Origin of the sequence: Streptomyces sp. NPDC058619, assembly GCF_042717785.1 — a bacterium.
Lineage (GTDB): Bacteria > Actinomycetota > Actinomycetes > Streptomycetales > Streptomycetaceae > Streptomyces.
In genome coordinates, this window is record NZ_JBHXQN010000134.1 from 1 (window position 1) to 4234 (window position 4234).

General features: G+C 72.7%; 6 protein-coding genes. 5 read left to right on the forward strand and 1 reads right to left on the reverse strand.

Features of this window, described 5'->3' with window-relative positions; genetic code table 11:
- Positions 1–343: 343 nt before the first annotated feature.
- The gene (locus ACFWTC_RS38635) at positions 344–505 is read right to left on the reverse strand and encodes a hydrophobic protein (protein ID WP_267820112.1); all 162 of its coding nucleotides are present in this window, start codon (positions 503–505) and stop codon (positions 344–346) included.
- 158 nt (positions 506–663) lie between these two features.
- Between ACFWTC_RS38635 and ACFWTC_RS38640 the strand changes: the two genes are divergently transcribed.
- From ACFWTC_RS38640 to ACFWTC_RS38660, 5 genes are all read left to right on the forward strand, one after another.
- Positions 664–1104 (forward strand): hypothetical protein, encoded by a 441-nt coding sequence (locus ACFWTC_RS38640; RefSeq protein ID WP_383933408.1) that lies wholly within the window; start codon positions 664–666, stop codon positions 1102–1104.
- A gap of 214 nt (positions 1105–1318) precedes the next feature.
- Positions 1319–2374, forward strand: a complete 1056-nt coding sequence (locus ACFWTC_RS38645) for an iron-containing redox enzyme family protein (protein ID WP_384030439.1) — start codon at positions 1319–1321, stop codon at positions 2372–2374.
- Between the two features lie 96 nt (positions 2375–2470).
- Complete coding sequence (locus tag ACFWTC_RS38650; protein ID WP_383933404.1) at positions 2471–3139, forward strand: nucleotidyltransferase family protein; 669 nt, start codon at positions 2471–2473, stop codon at positions 3137–3139.
- A complete protein-coding gene (locus tag ACFWTC_RS38655) occupies positions 3136–3390 on the forward strand; it encodes a hypothetical protein (protein ID WP_383933402.1) in 255 nt (84 codons plus the stop codon). Before ACFWTC_RS38650 ends, ACFWTC_RS38655 begins: the two co-directional genes overlap by 4 nt.
- A complete protein-coding gene (locus ACFWTC_RS38660) occupies positions 3387–4133 on the forward strand; it encodes a metallophosphoesterase (RefSeq protein ID WP_383933400.1) in 747 nt (248 codons plus the stop codon). The genes ACFWTC_RS38655 and ACFWTC_RS38660 overlap by 4 nt, the downstream gene beginning before the upstream one ends.
- The last annotated feature ends 101 nt before the right edge of the window (positions 4134–4234 follow it).

Sequence of the window (4234 nt, forward strand, 5' to 3'; positions counted from 1 at the left end):
GACCTTGTAGCCGGTCAGGTCCGTACCGGCCAGGTGGCCGGCGGTCGACGTGTAGCTCCACACATGCTCAGTCACGCGAAAACAACTCCTCCGGTGCATCGGGGGGCGGCGCGGAAATGAACGTCCGGCCGAGCCCTCCCTGTTCCTTGCGTCGTACGCGGCGGTTCGTGTCCTCCGCCTGAGATCCGCATGCCCCGCATTTCCTCCTCCACGCACTCCGGATCGAAATCCGGGGCCGGAGCGGTGTTTTCCGGTACACGACGAAACGGCGCCGGCCCGCACCCCTTCGGAAGGGGTGCGGGCCGGCGCCGCGCAGTGTCTGAACTGCGATGCCGTCGTACGGCTACCAGCGGTACCAGCGGCCGCTGCTGTTCTTCGGACGGGCGACGAAACCGATCAGCCACAGGATCAGGACTGCGATAGCCACCCACCAGAGAATCTTCACCGCGAAACCCGCGCCGAAGAGGATCAAGACCAGCAGAAGAACGAGAAGCAGGGGAACCATAGTTATCAACCTCCGAAGCGCCTTCTGCCCGACCGAACCCGGGACATGCGCGCGATTCCCCTTTGTTTTCCGCCCCGCCGGTCGGGCGGAGCCCTCCGCCGTAGGCCGCATGGCCCAACCGACCGCTGGGCGGGCCCGCTTGCGGGCAGAGAACCACCATGGACAGCAATCGCGGCACGGACCCGGCGCACGAGGTGCCCGACGGGGTCGACGAGAAGACGGTGCGCGCCCTGGGGGCGCTCTCGAAGGCGCTGGAGACCACGGAGCGGGCCCGCGGCCACCTCTACGGGTTCCACCAGCTGACCGGGACGGCGGACTTCGAGCTCGGCGACGCGGTCCGGCTGCTGCGCGAGGCGGGCCACGCCGAGCAGGCCGACCGGGTCGAACGCGAACTCGTCGGCCGGAACGTCATCCCGGGACACTGGACCTTCCAGCTGATCGAGGCCTACAACTCCACCTACTACCGGCCCTTCGCCGCGATGGAACGCGACATCCTCGGCCAACTCGCCGAGGGGAGGGACCACCTCCTGGAAGCCGGCCTCAAGGAGCGCCGCCGCACCCCGCACCACCCGGACCACACGGCGACGCCTCCCGGCTGATGTGAGGGAATGGGGCCGATTGGGTCCTGTATCGGGCTGGTCCTCTGAAGATCGACGGAAATCCGGGTGGTGTGCTCCCCCGAGGGCAGTCGCCCCGTGTCGCCCGTGGCCGTGTCGCGAGCGCGCCGACGCGTCGACGGACGCGCCGACCGAGATGCCGACCGAGGTGCGCCGACCGGCGCGTGCCGACCGAGGACAGGAACAGGACCCCGTGATGACCCCCACCAGCCCCCGCCCCCGTACGACGGCGACGCAGACGGCGACCGCGCCCGGCCCCCGCCTCGTACCGGGCCGCGGCGAACTCTCGGAGGCGGTGACGAGCGCCCTGCGCCTCGGGCTGCCCCCCGACTACGCCCCCGCGGCGGTGCTGAAGGCCGATCCGTGGGGTGAGGACCTGCAGCTGGCCCTGTACCTGTTGTACGAGCTGCACTACCGGGGCTTCGCGGGGGTGGACGACGCGCGGGAGTGGGACCCGGACCTGCTGCGGCTGCGCCAAGACCTGGAGGCCCGTTTCCTGCACGCGCTGCGGACCGAAGTGTCCGGCGCCCCGGACACCGTGGACGAGGCGTTCGCCCCGCTGCTCGTGGAGCCCGTCGACCCCGGCGACAGCCTCAGCCACTACCTCGCCACCGAGGGCCGGCTGTGGCAGCTGCGCGAGTACGCGGCCCTGCGCTCCCTCTACCACCTCAAGGAAGCCGACCCCCACCTCTGGGTCATCCCGCGGCTCACCGGCCGGGCCAAGGCCGCCATGGCCGCCATGGCCGCCATCGAGTACGACGTGTTCGGCGCCGGCCGCGCCGACCGCATCCACGCACGCCTCTTCGCCGACCTCATGACCGACCTCGGCCTGGACCCCGCCTACGGCCGCTACCTCGACCAGGCGCCCGCACCCCTCCTCGCCACCGTCAACCTCATGTCCCTCCTCGGCCTCCACCGGGCCCTGCGCGGCGCACTCGTCGGCCACTTCGCCTGCGTCGAGGTCACCTCCCCGCCCGGCTCCCGCCGCCTCGCCAAAGCCATGCGGCGCTGCGGAGCCGGCCCCGCCGCCGCACACTTCTACGCCGAACACCTCGAAGCCGACGCCGTCCACGAACAAGTCGTCCGCCACGACGTCATCGGCGGCCTCCTCGCCGACGAACCCCACCTCGAACCCGACATCGCCTTTGGCTGCGCCGCCACCCTCCACCTCGAAGACCGCCTCGCCCACCACCTCCACACCGCCTGGACACAAGGACACAGCGCACTGCGCACCGCCCTCCCCGAGCACTGAACCCGGCGGGCAGGCGCGGCTCCGGGCGGCGCGGTCACCGGGTACGGGGTGGGACCCGGAGGGTTTCGGGCGGCCGGGACCGGTTACGCGCTCCTTATGACGACAACGAAGCCGGCGAGCCCGCCCACGGGGCAGGTGCCCGAGAGCCTGAGTCCCCCCGCCCCGGCCGAGGGCCCGCTGCCCAAGGACCACACCCAGGCCATCCTGGAGACGACCAAGCTGGTGGCGGCGCTCCTGAAGCGGTCCGGACTGCCGTTCGCACTCGCCGGAAGCGTGGCCGCGTTCGCCCACGGACTGCCGGCCCGTTTCCAGCACGACACCGACTTCTGTGTCCGGCCCGAGGACGCGGACGCGGCGATCAAGGCCCTGGAGGAGGGCGGCATCGCGATGCGCCGGGCCCCCGAGGACTGGCTCGTCAAGGGCCGGTCGGGCGGTGAGGAGATCGACCTGATCTTCGAGCTGGCCCGGCGGCCCGTCAGCTCCGAGCTCCTGGAGCGGGCCGACGTCAAAGCGGTCGACTCGGTGTGGATGCCCGTCCTCGCGCCCTCGGACCTCATGGACAGCCGGCTCGCCGCCCTCTGCGAGCACTACTGCGACTTCGGCGACCTGCTGCCCATGGCGCGCATGCTGAGGGAGCAGATCGACTGGGCCCGGCTGGACCGCACCTACCGGTCGGAACCGCTGCCCGACGCGTTCCTACACCTGCTGGAGCGGCTGCGCGTCATCGACCGGCGGGACACCGCGGGGCCGGAGGAGAAGCGATGACATCCCAGGAGAACGTCGAGTACCGCATCGCGCACCTGCTCGACCGGCTGGCGAGCGAGGACCTCGCCGAGCTGGGCGTACGCGTCGAGGCGCGCGGGGCCGGAGTCCTGGTCCGGGGCAGCGTCTCCAGCCCCGAGTGCCGGGCGGAGGTCCTGCGGTTCGCCGCGGAGGAGCTCGCCGGGCTGGACTGGCGCGAGGACGTCACGGTCTGCCGCCCCGGCCCGCCCGACCACTCCGAGGACCTGTCGTGATCCGGGTGGCGGCCGTCGGGGACATCCACCTCGGCCCCGGCAGCGCGGGAGCCCTCCGGCCGGCCTTCGACACACTGGGCGACTGCGCGGACCTGCTGCTGCTGGCCGGCGACCTGACGCGGCACGGCACCAGGGAGGAGGCGAGGGTCGTCGCCGGAGAGGTGGCGGGACTCGACGTCCCCGTCGTCGCGGTCCTCGGCAACCACGACTACCAGAGCGACCAGGAGGAGGCCGTCGCGCAGGAGCTGACCGCCGTCGGGGTGCACGTGCTGGAGGGCACGGGAACCGTCCTCGACGTCGGCGGTACGCGGGTCGGCGTCGCCGGGACGAAGGGCTTCTGCGGAGGCTTCGCCGGGCGCAGCGGAAGCGAGTTCGGCGAGCCGGAGATGAAGGCGTTCATCCGCTACACCCGCACCTGCGCCGACGGGCTGGCCAGGGCGTTGCGCGAGCTCCGGGACGACGGCAGCGAGGTACGGATCGCCCTCACCCACTTCGCGCCCGTGCCGGACACCCTCGCGGGCGAACCCCTGGAGATCTACCCCTTCCTCGGCAGCTACCTCCTCGCGGAGGCGATGGACGACGCCGGGGCGGACCTGGCCGTCCACGGACACGCCCACGCAGGCACCGAGCACGGCATGACGGCGGGCGGGGTCAGGGTCCGCAACGTGGCCATGCCGGTCATCGACCGCGCCTTCGCCGTCTACCACCTCACGGGCCGGACGGAGGGGCCGGCGGGGCCGTGACGGCGCCGCCGGCGCGGGCCCGGGGCGCCGGGGGGGGCCCCCCCCCCCCCCGCCCCCGGCCCCCCCCGCCCCCCGCCCGGGACCCGGGCCGGGGCCCCCAG